Origin of the sequence: Mucilaginibacter pedocola (genome assembly GCF_002013915.1) — a bacterium.
Taxonomy (GTDB): Bacteria; Bacteroidota; Bacteroidia; order Sphingobacteriales; family Sphingobacteriaceae; genus Mucilaginibacter; species Mucilaginibacter pedocola.
In genome coordinates this window covers 1-21,585 of the sequence record NZ_MBTF01000009.1, presented here as the reverse complement: position 1 = coordinate 21,585, position 21,585 = coordinate 1, and the positions used below count along the sequence as shown (strand labels likewise).

General features: G+C 45.9%; 23 protein-coding genes. 11 read left to right on the top strand and 12 right to left on the bottom strand.

Going from position 1 to position 21,585, the window contains the following annotated elements; genetic code table 11:
• Positions 1-339 precede the first annotated feature (339 nt).
• From BC343_RS11195 to BC343_RS11180, 4 genes are all read left to right on the top strand, one after another.
• Positions 340-636: a hypothetical protein gene (locus tag BC343_RS11195; RefSeq protein ID WP_078347874.1), complete on the top strand. Its 297-nt coding sequence runs from the start codon at positions 340-342 to the stop codon at positions 634-636.
• Positions 633-917 (top strand): hypothetical protein, encoded by a 285-nt coding sequence (locus BC343_RS11190; protein ID WP_078347873.1) that lies wholly within the window; start codon positions 633-635, stop codon positions 915-917. Before BC343_RS11195 ends, BC343_RS11190 begins: the two co-directional genes overlap by 4 nt.
• Positions 914-1,909, top strand: coding sequence for a fumarylacetoacetate hydrolase family protein (locus BC343_RS11185; protein ID WP_078347872.1), 996 nt, complete (start codon positions 914-916; stop codon positions 1,907-1,909). The genes BC343_RS11190 and BC343_RS11185 overlap by 4 nt, the downstream gene beginning before the upstream one ends.
• Positions 1,910-2,108: 199 nt before the next feature.
• A complete protein-coding gene (locus tag BC343_RS11180) occupies positions 2,109-2,996 on the top strand; it encodes a flavin reductase family protein (RefSeq protein WP_078347871.1) in 888 nt (295 codons plus the stop codon).
• A 227-nt stretch (positions 2,997-3,223) separates the two neighbouring features.
• Here the strand turns inward: BC343_RS11180 and BC343_RS11175 are convergent, their stop codons facing one another.
• The 6 genes from BC343_RS11175 to BC343_RS11150 form a co-directional block, all read right to left on the bottom strand.
• Positions 3,224-3,922, bottom strand: coding sequence for a L,D-transpeptidase family protein (locus BC343_RS11175; protein WP_143822150.1), 699 nt, complete (start codon positions 3,920-3,922; stop codon positions 3,224-3,226).
• Positions 3,923-4,050: 128 nt separating this feature from the next.
• Positions 4,051-5,361: an erythromycin esterase family protein gene (locus BC343_RS11170; protein ID WP_078347869.1), complete on the bottom strand. Its 1,311-nt coding sequence runs from the start codon at positions 5,359-5,361 to the stop codon at positions 4,051-4,053.
• Between the two features lie 23 nt (positions 5,362-5,384).
• The gene (locus BC343_RS11165; protein WP_078347868.1) at positions 5,385-6,137 is read right to left on the bottom strand and encodes a LytR/AlgR family response regulator transcription factor; all 753 of its coding nucleotides are present in this window, start codon (positions 6,135-6,137) and stop codon (positions 5,385-5,387) included.
• Positions 6,134-7,168: a sensor histidine kinase gene (locus tag BC343_RS11160; protein WP_238381758.1), complete on the bottom strand. Its 1,035-nt coding sequence runs from the start codon at positions 7,166-7,168 to the stop codon at positions 6,134-6,136. The genes BC343_RS11165 and BC343_RS11160 overlap by 4 nt, the downstream gene beginning before the upstream one ends.
• A 146-nt stretch (positions 7,169-7,314) precedes the next feature.
• Positions 7,315-7,650 (bottom strand): DUF4288 domain-containing protein, encoded by a 336-nt coding sequence (locus BC343_RS11155; protein WP_078347867.1) that lies wholly within the window; start codon positions 7,648-7,650, stop codon positions 7,315-7,317.
• A gap of 46 nt (positions 7,651-7,696) precedes the next feature.
• Positions 7,697-8,530: a LiaF transmembrane domain-containing protein gene (locus tag BC343_RS11150; protein WP_078347866.1), complete on the bottom strand. Its 834-nt coding sequence runs from the start codon at positions 8,528-8,530 to the stop codon at positions 7,697-7,699.
• A gap of 365 nt (positions 8,531-8,895) precedes the next feature.
• Between BC343_RS11150 and BC343_RS11145 the strand changes: the two genes are divergently transcribed.
• A complete protein-coding gene (locus tag BC343_RS11145; protein ID WP_143822149.1) occupies positions 8,896-9,864 on the top strand; it encodes a hypothetical protein in 969 nt (322 codons plus the stop codon).
• Positions 9,865-9,866: 2 nt separating this feature from the next.
• Here BC343_RS11145 and BC343_RS11140 read toward each other — a convergent pair whose 3' ends face one another.
• From BC343_RS11140 to BC343_RS11130, 3 genes are read right to left on the bottom strand one after another with little or no spacing between them, the layout of a single operon-like run.
• Positions 9,867-10,940, bottom strand: coding sequence for an agmatine deiminase family protein (locus BC343_RS11140; RefSeq protein ID WP_078347864.1), 1,074 nt, complete (start codon positions 10,938-10,940; stop codon positions 9,867-9,869).
• Between the two features lie 14 nt (positions 10,941-10,954).
• The gene (locus BC343_RS11135; RefSeq protein WP_078347863.1) at positions 10,955-11,308 is read right to left on the bottom strand and encodes a four helix bundle protein; all 354 of its coding nucleotides are present in this window, start codon (positions 11,306-11,308) and stop codon (positions 10,955-10,957) included.
• A 55-nt stretch (positions 11,309-11,363) separates the two neighbouring features.
• Positions 11,364-12,233 carry a carbon-nitrogen hydrolase gene (locus BC343_RS11130; protein WP_078347862.1) on the bottom strand — a complete coding sequence of 290 codons (870 nt, stop codon included), beginning with the start codon at positions 12,231-12,233 and terminating at the stop codon, positions 11,364-11,366.
• A gap of 192 nt (positions 12,234-12,425) precedes the next feature.
• Between BC343_RS11130 and BC343_RS11125 the strand changes: the two genes are divergently transcribed.
• The 4 genes from BC343_RS11125 (at position 12,426) to BC343_RS11115 (ending at position 16,398) form a co-directional block, all read left to right on the top strand.
• Positions 12,426-13,391, top strand: coding sequence for a lysylphosphatidylglycerol synthase transmembrane domain-containing protein (locus BC343_RS11125; RefSeq protein WP_078347861.1), 966 nt, complete (start codon positions 12,426-12,428; stop codon positions 13,389-13,391).
• A gap of 321 nt (positions 13,392-13,712) precedes the next feature.
• Positions 13,713-15,491 (top strand): aromatic amino acid hydroxylase, encoded by a 1,779-nt coding sequence (locus tag BC343_RS11120; RefSeq protein ID WP_078347860.1) that lies wholly within the window; start codon positions 13,713-13,715, stop codon positions 15,489-15,491.
• A gap of 22 nt (positions 15,492-15,513) precedes the next feature.
• A complete protein-coding gene (locus BC343_RS30990; RefSeq protein ID WP_156088747.1) occupies positions 15,514-15,690 on the top strand; it encodes a hypothetical protein in 177 nt (58 codons plus the stop codon).
• 3 nt (positions 15,691-15,693) lie between these two features.
• Positions 15,694-16,398, top strand: coding sequence for an SDR family NAD(P)-dependent oxidoreductase (locus tag BC343_RS11115; RefSeq protein ID WP_078347859.1), 705 nt, complete (start codon positions 15,694-15,696; stop codon positions 16,396-16,398).
• 231 nt (positions 16,399-16,629) lie between these two features.
• On the opposite strand, the gene BC343_RS11110 is transcribed toward BC343_RS11115, so the two are convergent.
• Entirely contained in the window at positions 16,630-16,971 is a 342-nt protein-coding gene (locus BC343_RS11110; RefSeq protein ID WP_238381757.1) for a single-stranded DNA-binding protein, read from the bottom strand.
• 147 nt (positions 16,972-17,118) lie between these two features.
• Here BC343_RS11110 and BC343_RS11105 point away from each other — a divergent pair, with 147 nt between their 5' ends.
• Positions 17,119-17,499 carry a hypothetical protein gene (locus tag BC343_RS11105; RefSeq protein ID WP_078347857.1) on the top strand — a complete coding sequence of 127 codons (381 nt, stop codon included), beginning with the start codon at positions 17,119-17,121 and terminating at the stop codon, positions 17,497-17,499.
• Between the two features lie 228 nt (positions 17,500-17,727).
• Here the strand turns inward: BC343_RS11105 and BC343_RS11100 are convergent, their stop codons facing one another.
• Positions 17,728-18,930 (bottom strand): cation:proton antiporter domain-containing protein, encoded by a 1,203-nt coding sequence (locus tag BC343_RS11100; protein WP_078347856.1) that lies wholly within the window; start codon positions 18,928-18,930, stop codon positions 17,728-17,730.
• A gap of 154 nt (positions 18,931-19,084) precedes the next feature.
• Here BC343_RS11100 and namA point away from each other — a divergent pair, with 154 nt between their 5' ends.
• Entirely contained in the window at positions 19,085-20,152 is a 1,068-nt protein-coding gene (gene namA / locus BC343_RS11095) for an NADPH dehydrogenase NamA (protein WP_078347855.1), read from the top strand.
• A gap of 154 nt (positions 20,153-20,306) precedes the next feature.
• Here the strand turns inward: namA and BC343_RS11090 are convergent, their stop codons facing one another.
• Positions 20,307-21,341: an IS110 family RNA-guided transposase gene (locus BC343_RS11090; protein ID WP_078346504.1), complete on the bottom strand. Its 1,035-nt coding sequence runs from the start codon at positions 21,339-21,341 to the stop codon at positions 20,307-20,309.
• Positions 21,342-21,585: the final 244 nt, after the last annotated feature.

Sequence of the window (21,585 nt, the reverse complement as noted above, 5' to 3'; positions counted from 1 at the left end):
TCAACTTCTAAAACTTTTCCAACTAAAATCTAATACTGCGCAAAAACGGCAGTAGCCAGCACTGCATCCCTGAAGGACGAGGCATTGCTCATGGAGGTGAGGCCCAGCGAGAAATAAAATTCTTTTCGGATGCTCATATTGGTGATGTAAAGGTAGGCGGCGGGAATTTAAGATGCAAATTTTATTTGGTGAGTGGTTGATTTAGAGAGTGGTGAGTGGTTCCAAAATGGATTCGCCGTCGTAGGCATCACAGGTGGTAAATCAAACCACTCTCCACGCAACCACTTACTTAATCAACCAAAATAACTATGTTTGGCTTATCCATCTATAAAAACCAACATGATCCGGAAAGAAGCCGTAATTATTGGAGTTGTTGCCTGCGTTATTTTAACTTACCTGTTTACCAGCGATAAAACCGCCACCGAAGGCTATATGGGTGTAGGTTTGCCCTGGAATTTTTACCGCTATACAAGTGGCCGATCCGGCTATGTTAACCATAGCCAGACCGGTTTTAACATGAGTAATTTTATATTAGACCTTACCGCGCTTGCCGCTTTGATATACGGCATCCATGTTTTTTTGGAGCGCAATGTGAAGAAGAAAACCCGATCAGAAAAGCCAACATATTTACCATGAGCCGGAAAAAAACAACCTTGCTTGGGCTACTGGTTTGGGTAGTTATAACTTTCATCTTCTCGGAGTTCCACTCTGCTTCCGACGGAACAGACCACATTGGTTTCCCGTTTTACTTTTACAGCTATTTTTCTGGAAAATCAGACGATCCATTAGCGTACGGTATCAAAATTGATTTCATTAAATTATTTGCCGATTTGCTTATTGCCGCCGCATTCATAATTGTGTTCAATATGCTTTCTCAAAAAGTATCTAAACCATATAAAACCAATCCTGACTTATGAAATTAGTATCCTACAAAACCGAAGACCGCGAGCACCTGGGCGTTTACATTAAAGGGCATATATACAACCTCAATAGTTGCGATAAACTTATTCCCGATAGTATGAACGAGTTTTTATGGGGAGGCCCAGAACTGATGGAGCATGCCCTTAGGGTTAACGAAGATCTGTTAAGCGGTAAGTTAACGGGTAAGGAAGAATTGTTTTACGAGTTGATAGCGCCCGTACCCCACCCCAGCAGTTGCCGCGACGGTTACGCCTTCCGCCAGCATGTGGCTGCCGCCCGCCGAAATCGCAAGGTAGATATGATACCCGAGTTTGATCAATACCCCATATTTTATTTCACCAACCACAATGCCATACAAGGCCCCGGCGAGATAGAGTGCATGCCCGACCATTTCGAAAAACTCGATTTTGAATTAGAAGTAGCGGTAGTGCTCAACAAAATAGGCCGCAACATAAAAGCGGAGGATGCTGATAGTTATATAGCCGGATACATGATCATGAACGACATGAGCGCCCGCACCCTGCAAATGGAAGAAATGCTGCTCAACCTTGGCCCGGCGAAAGGGAAAGATTTTTCTACTGTAATTGGCCCATGGCTGGTTACGCCCGACGAACTGGAACCATACAAAGTAGAAGCCAAACCCGGCCACACCGGTAATACCTATAATCTGCAAATGAAGTGCGCTGTAAATGGTATTGAAGTGAGCAGCGGCAACATGGCCGATATGGACTGGACCTTTGCCGAGATTATTGAGCGCTGCGCCTACGGATGCGATGTACTCCCCGGCGATGTAATAGGCTCGGGCACGGTAGGCACCGGCTGCTTTTTGGAACTAAACGGTACGGGTTTATTGAATGACGCCAACTACCAACCCCAATGGCTGCAGCCAAACGATTTGGTGGAAATGGAAATTACCGGTTTGGGCGTTTTGGGGAATATTATTAAAAAGAGTGAGATTGAGTTTTCAATACTTAAATTGAAGAAATAGCCACTTGCCTAACCACCATGTCGTTGCGAGGCTCACGCGGGGGGCTTGTGTGGAAAGGCGAGCCGTGGCAATCTCATTGGACATTCAGTCAGGCCGGGTTGCCGTGCGTGCGGTAATGCTTAGCTACGAGATTGCCACGTCGCCCCGGCGCTCAAACCCTCACCGCTCCTCGCAAAGACATAGTTTATTAAATAGCTATATGAAGACCTTAAATACTGCTGACCTTACTCCCCTCCAACTGCAAAACTACCTGCATTATGCCATAGCGCCGAGGCCAATATGTTTGGCATCTACGGTGGATGCAGAGGGGAACGTCAACTTAAGCCCTTTCAGTTTTTTTAACATGATGAGTACTAACCCGCCTGTTTGCGTGTTTTCGCCGGCGCGTAGGGTGAGGGATAATACCACTAAACATACATTGGAGAATATATTGGAGGTGCCCGAGTGCGTGATCAATATTGTTAATTACGATATGGTGCAGCAGGTATCGCTCTCCAGTGTGGAGTATGCTGCCGGGGTAAACGAATTCATGAAATCGGGGCTAACCGAGGTGCCATCCGAATTGGTTAAACCGCCCTGTGTGGCTGAATCGCCGGTGCAATTTGAGTGCTTAGTAACTAATGTAATAAGCCTTGGCGATGGCCCCGGCGCGGGTAATTTGGTGGTTGCCGAAATTAAACTGATACACATTAAGGATGATCTGCTTGATGCCGACGGCAAAATAAACCAGCACAAAATGGATCTGGTGGCCCGCCTCGGTGGCGATTGGTATTGCCACGTTACGGCCGATAACCTTTTCCAGGTGGCTAAGCCTGTACGCACCATGGGTATTGGGGTAGATAGTATTCCGGCTACCATCCGTAATTCCACCGTGCTTACGGGTAATAACCTTGGTCAATTGGGTAATGTAGAATCTCTGCCTACCGATGAAGAAATAGATGCCTACGCTCAACGCGACGAGATAAAAGAACTATTTGATGCTACCATCGGCGACAGCCAAACCCGTGACCTGCAGCTGCACCTGCATGCCAGGCAATTACTTGATAAAGGCTTGGTAATGGAGGCCTGGATGGTGTTGCTGATGTAAAAGTAACTCTGTTCACTACTCTAATCTACACTGGTCGAAGTTTCCAACTTCGACCTAAAATACCTGAAGCTTTCAGCTTCAGAATAGCACTTAACTTGATGCTGTTGACAGGAACTTGCGCCGCGTTTCGCAAGCAGGATGCTTGCTATATTTTAGGTCGAAGTTGAAAACTTCGACCAGTAACGGGGAATTGCACGGGGAGACGCGAGGTATCGCGTCTCTACAATTTAAAAAACGTACCTCTTCCTCACCACCTTAGCCGCAGCCGGTACATGCTTCTTCTCAAAAAGATCATATCCCGGTTTCATTGTCTTCCAAAAGGGGAGGGCAGTGGAGGTAGCAAAGGCCTGCATGTGTGCATTATCCATCCGGAAAGGGAAAATATCCAGGCTCACCTTATCCTGCCCGGCTTGCAGGGCTTTGTAAACCAATGTGTAAATTTCTTCGATCCGTGCATCCGTCATGGCGTAGCAACCTATCGAAGCGCAATGCCCGTGTATCATAATGGCATCGCCGGTGTAGCCGTTTTGCTGCTCCAGTTGGTTGGGGTAGCCAATGTTTATGGCCAGGTGGTAATTACTTACAGGGTTTAGCTGTTTGGGGCCAATAGTGTAAAAGCCCTCGGGGCTTTTGCCGTCGCCGCGTTTAGTTTTGGTGCCCAGGCCTCCAGAGTAAAAACAAATATCGTATCGTTTAAACAGGGCATAAGTGCTTCCTTTCTTCGCCCATACCTCAAACTCATTGCTTTGTTTAAATATGCGCAGATAAATACGGTAATTGCTGTTAAAACCCGCTTCGGCCAATTCGGTTTGGAGTTTTGGCCAAACGGTGTTGCGCACATCGCTGGCGCGTTTGCTATCGGGCAGGTCGGCAGGTTTATTTAGCGTAAAAAGCGAAAGGAAGAGGACGAAAAATAACTTAGGCATATTGTTATAACTGATAGCCAAACATACCTAAGAGTTTAGTTTTATCAAAGAAAAAACAGAATAATATTCTTTAGATTTTTAAATAATAAACTTTTATTCTTAATTGTTAATTTAAACAGATTTTTATTTCAATTTACTTTCAGCGGGTCTTCTAATTTCTCGCAACGATAAGTATCCCTAATAAAGAAAATACCATCAAAAACCTTATTCCACAATCCGGTAGTGGTGTAGTGGCCCAGGGCTGCTGTTGGGAACTTTTCGTCGGCAGTAGGGAACTGCTTATTGAAGTTGTTAAAGTCGGTAAACGCGAACTTATAGCCTTTAGCATTTAGCCAGGCCTCTAAGCTGTTTTTGTTGCGGGTAGATACCTTATACCCTTTACTATAGATACGGCCGCCGGTGCCCTCGTAGCTGGCAAAGCCAAGGTTGTACACTTCACCGGGAGCATTCAATGTCTCTGCCAAAAAAGCTCCCATGGTTTTTTTATCACGGTATATTGATGCATCCACATTTTCTAACGATCGTGCTATATGGTAGCTGGCCGCCCACACTATAATTTTCTCGCCTTTAAATTTATGCTCTATCAGCCATTTTAAATTAATAGCCATTTGCGCATCCCTTCCCGCAAGGTCGGGCTTGCCCGTTTCCATTTCAAACTTTATGCCCTTAGCCTGCTGTATCAGGTTATCTATTACCAGCAGCCAAACATTCTGCCCATCTAACTTTGCCTCAAGTTGCGCCCTTATAGATCTTAAGGCTTCGAGGCACTCATTTACCCTGCCGATAGTTGCAGGTTTTTTAAAACCCCAACGTTTTGAAGAATCTATCAGTGGCAATATACCATCAACATAATTGGGTTGTTTGGTTATAGGCAGATCATTTGCCCTCAACAAACTATCTAAATTTTTATTGAGGTTTCGAATAGGGTGACCGAGGTATTGCTGGCTATCGAATCCCGATATCAGTAGTGGGGTTGGTGTTTGATAAGTGCCGGGAATGTATTTGTAAAAAAGCGTTTCGCAGGTGTTGCAAAGCGTCCAGATGGGGAATATGTTTTGCAGCAGGTATTTGCTTATTGCAGGCTTATTTTTATCCAGTTTATCCCATCCTTCATTCAAACCATAAAAGTCGGCCTCGAATGCAAGTACGTTGAAACCTTTCTTTTCGTGCAGGTATTTTATCAATCTTGTTTTTGCCAGGAAAGTGGGGGCATCGCCGTGGTCCTGCTCGCCCAGCATTACTACCCTTTTATTGCCTATAGCATTGCCAATAACCTCCAGATCGGAGTAGTTTACAGAATCAGGCTCAATGGTTGCTATGGTTTTTGTCGCGGTATCTACGTAGCTGCGGATAAGCTTTTGGGCGCGCACCGGCATTGCGAACAGCAGCACTGCACAAAACATCACCATAAGCTTTAACTTATGCAGCCGGTATAGCATAGGTAACAATCTAAGCTGAGTTTTTATATTCCCAACACCTGCTTCAACTTCACGTACCCGGTTTTGCTAACCGGTATTTTGGCGCCCGATTTCAGAATAGCCAAATGGCTGTCTTTCTCGTAAGGGTCCAAGCGCGTTATTTGTTGTATGGCGATGATGTAGGAGCGGTGTACGCGAACGAAATGCCGCGGGTCGAGGGTCTTCTCGAAGAAGGCCATTGTTTTGTTTTTCAGGAAGGCGCCCTCGGCGGTTATTACACTTACATAATCGTCGTCGGCCTGCAGGTATTCTACATCCTGTACCGATATAATCTTCACCTTAGTGCCGGTCTTCACCACAATACGCTCGTTTTGCGCAGGCGACTGGGCGGCTTCTTCCAACAGATTTTCGGTAGCTTTTGCCGTAGCAGCCGGCGTTGCCGTGGCGGTGTGCTGCAAGTATTTTTCTATGGCTTTGCTAAAGCGTTCTTTACTGAAGGGTTTTAGCAGGTAATCAACCGCATGCGCTTCGAAGGCTTTTATAGCATATTCGTCAAAGGCGGTGGCAAATATTACAGCAGGCGGCGTTTCTACCAGCTCCAGCATCTCGAAGCCGTTTATTTTAGGCATTTGTACATCCAGAAATATCAGGTCGGGCTGGTGTTGCTGTATGGCCTTTAAGCCTTCAAAACCATCGCCGCATTCCTGCAATACCTGTATTTGGGGGTAAGCCATCAGGTATTCCAGTACAACCATGCGTGCCAGGGGCTCGTCGTCAATAATTAAAACGCGTGTCATAACTGCGGTATTTTTATAATGGTTGTAAATATATTATCATTTGCGTGGGTTTCCATGAGGTCGTTGCGGGCAAATATCAAATAGAGGCGGCGTTGTACCCCGCTGAGGCCGAAACCGGTACCCTTACGCGGGCGCGATGTTTGCGAATCGTAGGGGTTTTGTATGGTCATGATGAGGTAGTTATCCTCCAGTTCGCCACTAATGCTAATAGTTACTTCACCCGTAGTATCATAAAGGCCAAATTTTATGGCATTTTCTACCAATGGCTGCAACAGTAGCGATGGTATCAGCGCTTTTCCGCATTTATCGTGGCAGCTTATTTCGGTTTGCAGGCGGTGCCCAAAGCGTACTTTCTCTATTTCGAGGTAAAGGTTCAGGTGCGCAAGCTCATCACTCAACGGCACCAGCAGTTGGTCGTCTTTTTTCAGGGTGCCACGCAAAAAGTCGGATAATTGATGCACCATTTTGCGCGCTTCTTCGGGCCTGAAGCCGATAAGTGCATTGATGGAATTGAGGCTATTGAACAAAAAGTGCGGCTGCAATTGCTGGCGCAGGTTATAAAGTTCGGCATCGCGGGCCAGTTTCTCGGCCTCGGTTTTGCGTTGCTCGGTTTTCTTATGGTCAAGCTGGGAGTAGAATAGGGCGCTGATCATGGCCATCCAGCCTATGGCCAAAAAATCAGTAAACATACGGATAATGAACGATTGCTTCAGGAAGTTATCATAAACCACACCAAACCCAAAGAAGGGCAATAGGTAGCGGCTGGAGGCAGCACAACCGGCGGCCAGGGCACCGCACCAAACCAGCAAGTAAACATAGCTGCCACGCTCGGGCTGGTAGTAGCGCAGGTTATTATTAATAAGCCAACAGGCCAGCGATAGCAGCAGCGTGCTCACTACGGCATCGGCCAAAGCCACCATCCATAAAAAGCCAAAACTATGCAGCAGGTAAGCTTGCAATGCGGCCCATACCACACCACATATAGCAAAGCCGCCGAATAGTTTTTTTCCTGATAATTGTTCTGATGCCAAAACGCTTGGTTTATTTTATTTAGAGTAACGTGCTTTTCTTTTTTCCCTCTTGAGAGGGGGCGCGTTGGGCGAGTGTAATGGGAGGGGTGTGTTGGCAACGCGCGGGATAACACACCCCTAACCCCTCTCAAGAGGGGAACTTTTACTTAGTTCTTCACCCCAAGTAATGCCGATTTATGGTGCGCCCAGGCAATGTACAGGTCAGGATCCGGCGCTTCGTGTATGTTGTAGTAGAGCTCAGTGCCGTCGGCAAGGCCGCTGATGGGGTTTAGTTCGGCCACATCAATAAACTGCCATTTAACGGTTTGCTTTTGCACATTCATAAAGCTGTCCTGGTTGGCATGGCCAATAAGGCTCGCCTTTTCAAATGCCTGTATCTCGCTGTCGGCATTTATCAGCCTCAGTTGCTCGTCGAACTGGGCGTTATGGTCGCCGTTGCCGCTTATCACCCTGAAAACTAATTTTGCTACGTACCAATTCATTACTGTTAGGTTTTATATTAACTGATATGAGGTTTGCTGTTCCTGATTAATAGCTGCGTATTTCCAACCCGGCGAATAACGATACGCCTTTAATGATCAATACTTTGTCGCTTTTAGCAGTTTGTATGCTTTTCATGCGTTTATCGTCGGTTCCTGCAAAGATGGCTGTCATATCTACAATCACCTGCCAGTTGGACGGAACGATAATTTTTGTGCCGCCGAATACCTGTGTTACATCTATGATGGCCCGTTGGTTAATATCGGCATGGGTAAAATCAAGCTCGGTGCCGCCGAAGATGTTGGTGATATCGCCACCGCGGAAGTTTTTAGAGAAAATACTCTTGTTTACTCCGCCGAAGATGGCAGTAGCGTCGATAATATCATCGTGCGATAGTGGCGGTGTTGTGCCGGTAGTGTTGCTATCAGTTGGGGGTACACCGGCTGATGGGTTATAAGCTGCATCACCAAAATCTGCCAAGGGTTTTTCTGCACTGTAGGCACCTGCCTGGTATTTTTTGTCCCAAAAATCGGGTTCGCCAAATTGTTCGGTAGTTTTCTTTTTGCGCATGATTATCCAGAAGCCGAGAGCAATCAAGGCAATTGGCCAAACAAAACCGTCGGCATCGTTAATATTCTCGGTGATAAGAAATATTGCACCAAGGCCGGTTAATATAACCCAGTTTGATTTTTGAAAATTGCTTTTAGAGCCCATCCATAAACCGCCGCAAACCAGCCATAATGGCCACAGGTCTACGCGATCAGGTAAAAAAAGGACGCCTAATTGCTTCAGCAGAAAAAAGCCGCCTATAACGAGCAGAATTGCCCCAGCCATGGCTTTGCCATCGGCTTTTTTAGGTTTTGGATCTATGTTGGTGTTCATGATGTGTAAATATTAATGTTATCCAAAACTAAACTAACAATTGAGATATGCAAACCCCTAATTGGCGATGTAAGTATAGATGTCGGTAAGTGAGGATAAATTGTCGGTGAAAAAGTTTGCTTCTGATACTTTGTAAAAGTATATCTTTAAAAACCTAAATAATTACAATGGATAAGGAATACACATTATCGAAGTGGTGGAAGTTTTTTTATGGGCTGTTTTCTTTAGCCTTAATTGGATTCGGGATCTTTTTGTTAATTAAAATTGGAAGTAATGGCAATCTCGCCGGCGGCATCGTATCGGGATGCGTGCTTATTACTGTAGGTACTACAATTGGCCTCTACGTTATTAAAAGGAAAGTTGTTATGTCAACAAACGCCATATCCGTAAGCGGTATTTTGGGCACAAGGGAGTTTTTTAACAGCGATGTAAAAGGCTTCAGGGTAGAGGAGAAAGCGATCTTAATTTACGCGGTAGAGTCGGATACGCGCAGGATAATGATAAACGATTATGACGCCATTGGTAACAGCCGGGAGATGATAGGTGAGCTTGAAGCGAGGTATCCTGATCTGAACGCTATAGAGTACCAGGCCAGCCTGACAGATATTTTGCAAAGCGATGAGTTTGGCATTTCGGAAGATGAACGGAGGGACAGTTTAAGTTCTGCCGGGCGCTTAGCAAGGTTTTATAACATCTTTGGGCTTATAGTACTTATCGGCTCCGTCTTTTTTATTGAAGCCGTAATATTCAGCGATCTGTACTCGGTAATGATCATAATTTATCCTTTAGTGGGAATAGTGCTTATGGTGGCCAAAAAAGGGCTAATTAAATTTGCGACGAAGAGAACCAGCCCTATTTATAGTTTGTATTATTCTATGTTCATTTCTTGTATTTTTTTGGTGGTAAAACCCCTGATCAAATATAACCTCATAGATCTTAACACCGTTTGGGTGCCGATGGGTATCATTGCCGGACTGTTTTTTGGAGCATTGTATTGGAAAGGGAAAGCCGATGCTGCAAACGCAATGAAGGGGCAGGTAATAATGATGGTTTTTGTGGCCTTAGTTTTTGGAGTTGGGTTTACAACAACCATAAACTGTATGTTTGATACAGCCAAGCCACAAACCTTTACCGCCAGGATAGATGATGTATATATAACAAGAGGGAAAAGGACAATATATCATGTAACCTTAGGTCCATGGGGATTGGTGCACGAATCCAAATCGATCCAAGTTCCCGAAAATGTATTTTACCGGATGACGGTGGGCAATAATGCGGAGATAGAACTAAGGCAGGGCTTGTTAGGCATGCCTTGGTACCAGCTCAAAAATTGATATTACACCGCCGGCTCCTGTTGGCTTAAGCAATGAAAACTGCCCAATCCCCATATGATATCTGTTGAATCTATACCTACTACTTTCCTGTCGGGGAAGCAGGTTTGAATAATATCCAGTGCTTTATCATCGTGCTTGCTGCGGTAGGTTGGTACCACAACTGCCGAGTTGCCAATGTAAAAGTTTGCGTAGGAGGCGGGCAGGCGCTGGTCGTCGTAAATCACCGCATCGGGCATGGGCAGCTCCACAATGTTTAGCTGTTTGCCGTTGAGCAGGCGCAGGGTTTTCAGCGTTTGCAAGTTTTCCTGCAGTATGTGGTAATTCTCGTCGTTCTTGTTCTCTTCTACCACGGTAACCACGGTGTCGGTGTTCACAAAGCGGGTGATATCGTCAATATGGCCATCTGTATCGTCGCCAATGATGCCATCGCCCAGCCACAGTATTTGTTCCACGCCGTAATACTTTTGCAGGTAGCCTTCTATCTCGCCCTGGTTAAGGTGCGGGTTACGGTTTTCATTGAGCAAACAAGCAGTGGTGGTAAGCAACGTACCCGCGCCGTTAAAATCAACCGAGCCGCCTTCCATTACAATACCCGGGTGGTACACCGGCAGGTTAAAATGGTTGGCAATTTTGGTTGGGATAACATCGTCCAGATCGAAAGGCGGGTATTTGCCACCCCAGGCGTTGTAGCCCCAGTCAACAATGGCTTTCTCTTTGGTTTCGTAATTCACTAAAAAGGCAGGCCCGTGGTCGCGGCACCAGGCATCGTTGGTGGCGAAGTGGAAGAACTCTACTTTGTTCAAGTCAACTCCTGCTAATTGCAGTTGCTGTTTAGCGAACCATTCCATCGCCGCATCGGCCACGTTGATACGTACCAACTGCCCCTCGGTTACCACTTTTATAAACTCGCAGTATTTGGGGTAGATCAGGTCGATTTTACCCGGCCACGAAGCCTCCTTGTGTGGCCAGCTAAGCCACATAGCGGTTTGCGGTGCCCATTCGGCGGGAAAGTGAAGCTTGGAGTTCGAAAGTCCGGAAGTCGGCAAGTCCGAAAGACGAATATTGTTTTTAGCCATTGATTTAATGGTATTTATTTTAATGAATTGCGAAGTCCGTTAAGCATTGCCAATATCTCCTCGCATTGTTGATAGAGTTTGGTAAAGTCATCGTCGGATATCAAATGACGCCTTTTCGCAAGATATAAGCATCCAACTACTTCAATGTCCGACCTTAGAGCATAGCCTAAGAATTTATTAAACTCAGGGTTTGATTGTCCGGTAGAGCCTTCAGCGATATTTAATGATACCGAATCAGCAGCTCTTTTAATCTGAGACGTTAGTACGAATAGTTCATCCTTTGGGAAAGTCTTAACCAGCTCGCTCACATCTGCAGATAGGTCTACAGCTTTTTGCCAAACGATTAACTTTTCAAACTTGAAACTCATAGAGCTATTTTTCCCTTTCGGACTTACGGTCTTTCCGACTTTCGGACTTCTTTAATTAGTCTCCGTCTATTAAACGTTTCGTGATCGGCTGATATGAATCAATCCTTCTGTCGCGAAGGAACGGCCAATGGCTGCGGTAGTAGTCAGATTCATTCAAATCCAGTTCCATTACTACTATCTCTTCCTGGTCAGGCGTAGTTTGGTGCATAATAGCGCCGAACGGGTTGGCAAAGAACGATCCGCCCCAGAATTTTACGCCGGCCTCTTCGCCTACGCGGTTCACGCTTACTACGTAAACACCGTTAGCTACAGCATGCGAACGCTGGATGGTTTGCCATGCGTTGTATTGCTCTACGTTGGTAGCTTCGTCTTGCGTGGTAGCCCAGCCTATAGCGGTTGGGTAGAATAATATTTCGGCACCCATTAGTGCGGTAATACGGGCAGCCTCTGGATACCATTGGTCCCAGCAAATCAGCACACCAATGGTGGCAAATTTGGTTTTGAAAACTTTGTAACCCAAATCGCCGGGGGTGAAGTAAAATTTCTCGTAAAAGCCGGGGTCATCCGGGATGTGCATTTTGCGGTATTTGCCCAGGTACTGGCCATCGGCATCTAAAACCGCGGTTGTGTTGTGGTAAACGCCCTGTGCACGTTTCTCAAACAGCGAGGCAATAATAACCACACCAAGCTCGCCCGCCACTGCCGATAAAGCATCAGTAGAGGGGCCGGGGATAGACTCCGCCAAAGCAAAATTGTCGTAATCCTCTACATCGCAAAAGTAAAGCGACGTAAAAAGCTCCTGCAGGCAAATGATCTGCGCACCTTTGGCAGCAGCCTCGCGTACTTTTACAATAGCCTTATCAAGGTTTTCCTGTTTGTTTTTGGTGCAGGTCATTTGCACTATACCAACTTGTACTTTTCCCATAGCGTTTATGAAATTTGCCGCAAAGGTACCGCTTTTATCTTTTATTTCACCGATTTAAGGAATGATTACACCGATTGCACCGAATGATTACATGGGGTTGATAATGAGCTAACAAAAGGATAATTGTTAAAATCTGTGAAATCAAATCTGCGAAATCGGTGTAATCCAAAAAAAACATAGCTTTGCATCCGAATGAAAGATTTGGCTGAAATTGAGGTAGAAGAAACGGAAATGGCTGTAAAGCCCAAAACCTGGAAAGATACCCTGTGGAGCGTTACCAAGGTGGTGCTTAAATTTGCGGTTACCAGCGTGCTGTTGTATTATGTATTTAGTAAGGTACCGCTGCAAAAAGTTAAACTAAGGCTGGTGAATGCCAATTACTGGTGGATGTTTGCTGCTTTGGTTTGTTACGCCGCCTCAATGGTGTTTTCGTCGTGGCGCTTGTCAAGTTATTTCAAATCCATCAAGCTTAATCTCGATCCGCGCTTCAACTTCCGTTTGTATTTGCTGGGGTTATTCTATAATTTCCTGCTTCCTGGCGGCATAGGGGGCGACGGATATAAAATATACCTCCTCAACAAAAACTATAAATTACCCGCCAAAAAAGTGTTCTGGGCTATCATGTTCGACAGGCTGAGCGGCTTGTGGGCAATTGGGCTGATAACCGTAGCGCTGATATTTTTGATACCACAGATAGATGTACACATAGGTATTCCGCTGTCGATATTTACAGTGGCTTCTATCATCTACTACGGCGTTGCTTATAAATTCTTCCGCGAGTATACCCACTATTTTTTTGAGGGGCACCTGAAAGCGCTTGGCGTGCAGTCCATGCAGGTTATTGCTATCATCTGCATTTTGATGGGGCAAGATTTTACAGGTAAGTACTCTCCATACCTGTTATCATTTTTGGTATCGGCACTGGCCACTATCATCCCTATCAGCGTTGGTGGTGCCGGTATTCGCGAAACCGTTTTTCAACAGCTGAGCCGTGTTTTCCCGATGGATATGGACCTGGCGGTTTTCCTGCCCATATCGTTCTATCTTATTTCGGTTATTGTGGCTTTGTCGGGTATTTACTACCTCATCCGCCCAAGCCGGTTAGAGGAAGGATTGCCTAAACACGATATTACGGTGGAGGAAGAGGCGGGCAAATAGGAATTGCCAAATCGCGCCGCTAATTTTATTCACCCCCGGTGTTTCCCGTAAGCTTACGGGACTGCCCGACCCTCTCTTCGCTACGCGGAAAGAGGGTGAGCTCCATTTTTTTACACTCTTTACGAAGTAGAGAGGGTGGCCCAGCGATAGCGTCGGCCGGGTGAGTCGACTCGCCGGGAAGGGCAAATAAGCCATCTGTTCGGAATAAAATTCGGTAGCCTACGCTTCAAAAAATAATAATATTCCGAAACCAAAAACTCTCAAATCATAATCGGTTATTTGCTGTTTCTGTACCAATAAGAAACCAAAAAACTCATTTTAATGAGCCGATCTGCCGATTTTAACAACCCGCAGGTAGCTGCGCTGCCTGCCCATTTAAAGCAATTTATTGTTCCGCAGCACTACGAGCATTACACGCCTGTAGACCATGCCGTGTGGCGTTACGTAATGCGCCAAAATTATAGTTATTTAAAGGATGTAGCTTACTATCCGTACATCCCCGGCCTGCAAAAAGCGGGTTTAACGATAGAGAAAATACCCGACCTGCAGGAAATGAACGACGCTTTGGCCAAAATTGGCTGGGGTGCGGTCACTGTTGATGGTTTTATACCGCCCGCTGCCTTTATGGAGTACCAGGCCTACCGGGTACTGGTAATTGCTGCGGATATACGCCAACTGAAACACATCGAGTACACGCCTGCGCCTGATATTATTCATGAATCGGCCGGGCATGCGCCCATTATTGCCGACAAAGATTACCATCAGTACCTCAGTTATTTTGGCTCGATAGGGGCGAAGGCGATGTTCAGCGCGCAGGATTTTGAACTGTACGAGGCTATACGGGCGCTATCTATCCTGAAAGAAATGCCCGATGCCGACGAAGCAGAAATAAAACAAGCGGAAGAATCGGTTGCTCATAGGCAGGAAAACATGGGCGAGCCCTCAGAAATGGCCCTGCTGAGCCGCCTGCATTGGTGGACGGTGGAATACGGGCTGATAGGAACGCTTAGCGAACCGAAGATATATGGTGCGGGTTTGCTATCTTCCATTGGCGAGAGTGCCAGTTGTATGATGGATGAGGTGAAGAAATTACCTTATACCATTGATGCCGTTAACTATACTTACGATATTACCAAAACCCAACCGCAGCTTTTTGTAACACCGACTTTCCAAAACCTGATAGATGTGCTGGAGCAATTTGCCGATACCATGTCGTTCAGGCGGGGTGGGGCATATGGTCTGCAGAAGGCAGTCGATAGCAAAAATACCTGTACGGCAGTTTATAGCTCGGGTCTGCAGGTATCGGGTACGTTTACAGAGTTTAAAACCGATGCCCAGGGCGATGTGTCGTTCCTGAAAACCACAGGGCCAACCGCATTAGCCGTAGGCAACAAACAACTAAAAGGGCATGGCAAAGGTTACCATAAAGATGGCTTCAGCTCGCCGGTAGGCAGGCTGAAAGGGCAAGAAAAAGCTTTGGAAGGCCTAACCGCTACAGAGTTAAAAGCCGCCGGAATTGAAACGGGTAAAACTATTGAACTGGAATTTGAACATGGTATAAAAGTATCGGGTAAAATAAAAAGCATTCATATCGAAGCTGATAAAATTCAGATCATCACTTTCACTAACTGCACCGTGACGGACGCCGATGGCGGCTTGTTGTTCGACCCAAGCTGGGGTGTTTATGATATGGCTGTGGGCGAGAAGATAACCTCGGTATTTTGCGGCGCTGCCGATAAAGATGCTTTTTTAGAGGTAGCCTACAGGTCGGCCACGGCAACGCATCACCCCGAGTACGACGAAAGTACCCTGCAATTGCATAAACTTTACCAGCAAGTACGCAACCGTCGCCACCGCGGCGGCGACTTTGGCTATTTGGGTAACGTTTGGTACATGCTGCAAAAATTCCATCACGATGATTGGCTTTGCGCCCTCGAAATACTGGAACTGCTGGAGCACCATGATGCCGAGCCAAAACTTGCAGCAGAGATAAGGCAGTTCTTGGAAAACAAAGCCGCCACCGAGCCGGAATACAAAAAGCTGATAACCGATGGCTTGTATCTGATAGCACACCCGGTGGAAGAGAAATTGGTGGTTTAAGATAAATTTGTACCTTTAAACTATGACTGACGAAGAAACAAGTAGGCAGTTACGCCTTAAACGCCTCCAGAAATTTATAGAGGATAATCAGCATTTAAATCCGTTTGCTGAGATAGATGACTCTGTTGAGTGGCAGCGGGAAATAAGAAAAGAATGGGAAAGGGACTTCAGTAAGTTGGATCCCCCTATTGAACGTTAACCTATGAATATCATTATAACAGGCGCCAGCAGCGGCGTTGGTTTCGAAGCTGTATTAGAACTTATTTTATCGGGCAAGCATAAGGTGATGGCACTGGCGCGATCGCAAAGCAGATTGGAAAAATTGCTGGAGATAGCCAAAGGACTAAACCCCGATTGCGAGATATATGCCATCGCTTTCGACATTGTGCACGACGATTACGACGGGCTTCAGCAATTCATCGCATCCAACTTTGATAACCGGGTAGATGTGCTGGTAAACAATGCCGGCGTGCTCATCAACAAACCCTTCATTGAACTCTCAGAAACCGACTTTGTAGAAATGCTGCAAAGTAACTACATCGGCCATGTACGCATAATACAAGCCCTTCTTGGCTTTATGGTAGAAGGTTCACACATCGTCAACATAGGCAGCATGGGCGCCTTCCAGGGCAGTGCAAAATTCAACGGACTGGCAGCATACTCGGCAAGCAAGGCCGCGCTGCACACGCTTACAGAATGCCTGGCGCAGGAACTTGTTCCGCAGGGCATCAAGGTAAACTGCCTGGCTTTAGGCTCCGCACAAACCGAAATGCTGGAACAAGCCTTCCCCGGTTACGAATCGCCGGTAATGGCATTTGAAATGGGCAAATACATTGCCGATTTTGCTGTTACCGGGAGCCGGTTTTTTAACGGGAAAGTGTTGCCGGTGGCGGTGACAACGCCGTAATTTTGGCTTGTTGAGTTTGATCAGCATGCTTATTTAACGACAGAGTTCGCAGAGAGAAAAACACAGATGTACACAGAGCCTTGCATGTGGTAATGAGTTTGCATAATGGCTATTTGTTTTTCCCTATCGGATCTGTATCTGCGTGAGAAAAACTCTAATCAATTTGCAAAGCCTCTGCGAATCTCCGTGCAACCTCTGCGAACTCTGTGGTAAAATTGAAGACAAAGTTTTTTACGCCTTACTCCCCATCTTCACAAACTCATTCACCACTATCTCGGTCATATACCGTTTGTTGCCATCTTTGTCGTTATAGTTGCGGCTGGTTAGTTTACCTTCTATGGCTACGGCATCACCTTTTTTAAGGTAGCTTTCGGCAAGGGTGGCTTGTGCGCCCCAGAAAACTATATTGTGCCATTGCGTATCGGTCACTTTTTCGCCTTTATCGTTTTTATAGCTATCGGTAGTGGCTATGGATATACGCGCCAGTTTGCGGTTGTTGTCGAAGGTTTTTACTTCGGGGTCCATACCTAAATTACCAATAAGCCTCACGCTGTTTTTTAATGCTGTCATCATCGTAAATTTTAAATTATGTTATCATTTTAATTGATAGTACAAAGGTGGGGTGGGGCGAGGGGCTTAGTCGTATAGTAAATACTTATAAGCGATTGTATCCGTTTGTAAGCGTTTGCAAACGGATAAATAATACATTAACTTTATGAAGTGAATACCCAACGAACCTGTTTAGATTGCGGCGAGCCGCTGCATGGGCGTGCAGATAAAAAATTCTGTAACGACATGTGCCGCAATAGCTACAATAACCAGCTCAACAGTAATAGTTATAACCTGGTGCGCAATATTAACAACATATTGCGCCGCAACCGCCGCGTGATGGAGGAGCTAAACCCATCGGGTAAAACCAAAACCACGCGCGATAAAATGCTGAAGAACGGCTTCGATTTTGATTACTTCACCAGCAGTTATAAAACACAGGCTGGTGCGCGATACTTTTTCTGTTACGAGTATGGTTACCTGCTATTGGAGAATGACGAAGTGTTGCTGGTAGTAAGTAAAAAGGAAAAAGAGAAATTTGGGGAGGGGTAATGTTGTAATATTAATAATGATTGCATAGCGGGATATTCATAAGACGTTCCTATAGAACGTACAACTTTTCCTGTCCTTTCTTTCTACTACCCATAAAACATCCCGAAGGGATGAAAAGGCGCTTCGTTCAATCGGAACGATTTATCGGTAGAAAAATCAAAAATTTATCCTTTTACGTTCCATCGGAACGTTTTATATTAACCACTCAGCTTCGGGTTCATAGCACTCCTACACATCTTCAAACTCCTGCGTACCGCTACTTTGCCTCCGCGTGCCCAATAATCCCAGGCTCATAATAACACTGGTACCCAATATCACCACAAACAATATCCCTGTACCAATTGCCGGCATTTTGATGTTGGCCGGGATGTTATAAAATAACAATACACTGATAAGGCCGCGGGGGATGATGACTAGTTCGGGCAGCAAGGTGGTTTTTAAAACTGCTTTGATGTAAATGAACCTGACCAGGTAAATAATAAGCAGCACCATACCGCCATTGGCTATTACCGAACCATCGCGCAGCTGAAAAACATCCATGGTGTAACCGAAGATGATGAAGAAAAACGTCCGCATTAAAAAGGCGCTTTCGGCAGATAACTGGAATAGCTGCTTAATATCCTGCCCAAGCGTTGGGTAAATAAATATCCGCCGGAACCAGGGAAATTTTATCTGTCCGGCATTGTTCAAAAACAGGCCTAAAGCCAGCACAATAATAAGCGCCGACAGATGGTACGATTGCCCTATGCTGTAAACCAATATCAGTATGGCGATAATTAAGAACGATTTAATATGGTGTGTTAACCTGCCGATAAGATAAAGCAATAAAAGACAGGAACCAGCGGCAACAACCAATATCAACGCCAGTTCTACCCCAAGCGTAGCAAAGGAGCCGAACGTGATTTGCTTATTGTTACTCAGCATAAAGTTGAACAGCACCACCGTAAGGATGTCGGAGAACGACGATTCGTAGATGATGAACTCCTTTTTATCCTTACTCATGCCCGATGCCGAGGGGATGGCAATTGCCGAACTCACCACGCAAAAAGGAATAGCATTGATGAAGCATTTGTAAATGCTTTCGCCACTGATATAGTAAAAGCCTGCGGTTATAAGTGCTACCGTACAAAGCAATATAGTAAGCGCTGAAACGAAGGACCGCTTGATGACGGCATTTTTGCTTTTGCTGTATTTAAGTTCAAGCGCACCTTCAAAAACGATGAGTATTAATCCCAGCGTACCCAAGGCAGGGAGTATAGGTGTAAAGTTGAGTTTCCGCATGCCGAAGTAATCGCTGACCAGGTGGATGCAAATGCCAAGGAATAGCAGCAGTATCACCGAAGGGATTTTGGTTTTCCCGGCAATAAGGTCGAACAGGTAACTGAAAATTACCAGTCCGCTAAGAATGATAAGCGTAGCGTAAGTAGTCAAATTATAACGTGCTTAGGGTAACACAATATATGCAATAAAGAGGATGTAACACCGTTTCGCCTATAATTGTTCGTATTAACCCTGTTATAGTATTTTACAAAACTGTGAAACGTGCATAGCTGTTTACTCAGCATATTTGTACAAAATCTACATCATGCCGCACTTATTCTCTCCCTTAAAAATAAAGAGTATCGAATTAAAAAACCGCGTCGTAGTATCGCCCATGTGCGAGTATTCCAGCACCGACGGCTTTGCCAACAACTGGCACCTGGTGCATTTGGGTGCCCGCGCCGTGGGGGGTGCGGGGTTGCTTATTACCGAAGCAACGGCGGTATCGCCCGAGGGGCGCATCAGCTTTGCCGACCTGGGCATCTGGAAAGATGAGCACATAGCCAAACTAAAAGAGATAACCAATTTTATTGAGGAGCAAGGCGCTGTTGCGGGTGTGCAACTGGCTCATGCGGGGCGTAAGGCCAGCCACGCCGAACCCTGGACGGGCGGCAGGCAAATATCCTCAACCGAGGATAATGGCTGGGTAACTTACGCACCAAGCGCCATACCGTTTAAGCCCGGCGAAGAGTCGCCATTGGAACTGGACAGGGAAGGTATTGCCAAGGTGATAACCGATTTTCAATCGGCGGCGGTGCGTGCGCTGGCGGCGGGTTTTAAGGTGATCGAGTTGCATGGCGCGCATGGCTATCTTATCCACCAGTTTTTATCGCCAATAAGCAACCAGCGTACCGATGGTTATGGCGGAAGCTTTGAGAACCGCGTGCGTTTGTTGTTAGAGATAATAGATGCGGTAAAAGAAGTTTGGCCCGAAGAGTACCCGCTGTTCGTGCGCATCAGCGCTACCGAGTGGACCGAAGGCGGCTGGGCGATAGATGACTCGGTAGCCTTAGCCCAAATATTACTCGAAAAAGGCATCGACCTGATAGACACCAGCACCGGCGGTAACGTACTGGGTGCACGCATTCCGCTAAAACCCGGCTACCAGGTAGAATTTGCCGAAGCCATTAAAAAGCAAGCAGGCATACCAACCGGCGCTGTAGGCTTGATAACCACCTCCGAACAAGCCAACGAAATTATTGAAACCGAACAAGCCGACCTGGTTTTACTGGCCCGCGAATTACTCCGCGACCCGCATTTCCCGCTGCGTGCCGCGCACGAGTTGGGTGTGGAGATAAAATGGCCCAATCAATACGATAGGGCGCAGTGGTAATAGCATAGTTGGCTATTTAACCGCAAAGTACGCAAAGAAAAACCGCAAAGATTCTGTGTTGATTACCAAATGATTTTTTACTTTTGTTGTCTAAGGCGGCTTTATGCCAGCCTGTTTAGGGTGGTTGGCTTTAGCTTTAACCACCCTAACTATTTTATGAGGTTGCTTCCTCGCTTTGTACTTGCAGGTAGCGGCTGTCGTACCTCTCGCCTGTTTTCCAAAGGGTGTAAACCAGTTCTAATAACTTCCTCTGCACCGCTACCGCCGCTTTCATTTTAATTCCATGTTTAGATACTAACCTCACAAACACTGCTTTGAAATGCTTGTCGCTACGTATAGCGGCTAATGCAGGCATATACATTGCCTTCCGTAAATAACGGTTCCCTCGTTTGGATATACGAGGCTTACTTTTTACCGAAGTGCCCGAGTCTTTAACTTTTACATCCAACCCGCTATACCCTACCAGTTGCCTTTTATTGCGGATCAGGTTGAAGCCATTCGTTTCTGCAAGGATGGTAACTGCCGTAAGCCACCCTACGCCGGGGATAGATGTAATAGTACGTACTCTTTTAGTCAATTCGGCATCTTGCTTTATCAGGGCATCGATCTCTTCTTTAACTTCTTTTTCCTGGCTGTTGAACAGCCCGATACGATCTTTGAGCCTGGCTACGCTCCTTTCGTTAGGGTATGCTTCTGCCTGCTCGGCGTGCAGCTGGTTCTTAGCCACCGTACGTTCTGCTATCAATTGCCCCCTTTCCCGGGTTAACTGCCTTAATGTTTTGAACCCCTTCTCCGGTTGCTGCCAGTCCTCCAGTTTTGTACCAAGCCCGAAATCGCAAATGCCTCTTGAAGCAGTTTTATCAGTAATGGTTTTGATATCCAGCGACCTTATATGGTTGCTGATCTTATTGGGTAGTACTATGCTAACCTCGTAACCGTTGTCGGACAGGTAGTACGCCAGCTTCTCATGGTAAACGCCGGTGGCTTCCATCACATACCTTACGCTGGTAGTGTTTACGCTATGCTTGCTTACCCAAACCAGCATAGCCTTAAAGCCCGATTCTTTATTGGCGAACGATTTACAAGCGTAAATATCCTTCTCAAGGGAGCTGCCTATCCTGCCTAACGATACTACTAATTCCTTTTGTGCCACATCAATGCCGGCAACTTGCTTTAAAACACTTGTCATCACCTGTTAATATCTATTTTAATAAGTGAATAACCCATCTTCGTTTTGTCTCCTGGTTGGATATCCAAGCTATACCGCTATGCAGTATGCCTTACATTCTGTTCAAACTCCAATGGGCAAAAGAGCATGAGGCCGTATCTTTGCGAGAACATACTTCATGAGTTGTTTGAGCACAAATCGGCTCTCATACTCCTTCACTCAATACAAAATTATTAGCTATATTAATTGGTAACAAACATAGGAG